This window comes from Acidiphilium sp. PM (genome assembly GCF_000219295.1).
In the GTDB taxonomy this organism is placed as follows: domain Bacteria; phylum Pseudomonadota; class Alphaproteobacteria; order Acetobacterales; family Acetobacteraceae; genus Acidiphilium; species Acidiphilium multivorum.
This window is the reverse complement of sequence record NZ_AFPR01000570.1, coordinates 1-1,006: the sequence shown is the minus strand read 5'-3', so window position 1 is coordinate 1,006 and position 1,006 is coordinate 1. Positions and strand designations below refer to the sequence as shown.

General features: G+C 66.3%; 1 protein-coding gene and 1 pseudogene. Both read right to left on the bottom strand.

Going from position 1 to position 1,006, the window contains the following annotated elements:
• Positions 1–652: hypothetical protein (locus APM_RS18590; RefSeq protein WP_241763216.1), on the bottom strand; the 652-nt coding region annotated here is incomplete at its 3' end.
• Positions 649–1,006: pseudogene (locus APM_RS18585) on the bottom strand (hypothetical protein); the annotation flags it as partial. The pseudogene APM_RS18585 and the gene APM_RS18590, both read right to left, overlap by 4 nt.

Sequence of the window (1,006 nt, the reverse complement as noted above, 5' to 3'; positions counted from 1 at the left end):
AGGCCGTGCGGCCGTCCTGATGCGCCACGTTCTTCCCGGTGCAGTCGGATTTCATGGTGTCGAGAATGGCGTTGTCGCGCATGAGCTGGTGCCATTGCGCCAAGCCAGCCGGGCCTTGCGAGGCGAGGACGGATTGCTCAACGGCCCCGGCGGCCTGAATCGTCCCGGCGGCCTGGCTGTACCCGGCCGCGTTACCGCGCCAGTAGCCCAGGCCGAACCCAAGGGCGAGGATCACGATCGCCAGCGCCGCCCCCGAGGCGATCGTTCGCCACCATACCCACCGCGACATGGACTTGAGGCGCTGTTCTGCCTCTTTCGCGAAGGAGGTCACAAACTGTCGGGAGAGATCCGCATGCGCCGCTTCGGCCTGCGCCTTTGCGGCCTTGAAAGCTTGATCGATGGTTTGCGCCAAGCCATCCCGCGCCTGGCGCACGGCGCTAAAATCCTGATCGATGTTCTGTCGGTGCTCAGCCATAACGCGCCGCTGATCGGCGGCAATGGCAGCGGTCGAGTCTAAAAACACCCGGAGCGCGTGGAGCGTGTGCGCGGTGGGGTCATTGTCGAGCCGGGCCAGCTGTTCGGCCCGATCCAGCTCCGCTTGCGCGGCGCGGATCGCGGCTTCCGCTCCGCCCTGATCGACAGCCTCGCTCATGGCATCCAAGATTTCACGCCGGCGAATTGCTCATCCATCGCCTTGAGCCAGTGGCCCACCCGCGAGCGGTTGAACACCCCGAGCGGCGGTTCTGTCTGACCGTCCCGAGCGGCGATAAAACTCGCGGTGCGCGCCTCGACCGCCTCGGCCGCATGCAGGCACGGCATCCAGAGGGTGAGCGCACCGTCCGCGGTTTCATTGCGATAGACGTTCGAGGATGTGACGCGCCCGAATGCCTGGTCGCGGGATTGTCCGGCTTGAGCCATGCCTTCATTGAGCACGAAGGCGCGGGCGCGGGGCTTGAAGCCCAAGGCGCCGTGCGTGGCGGCCGGGGTTAAATCCTCGGGATGCGGG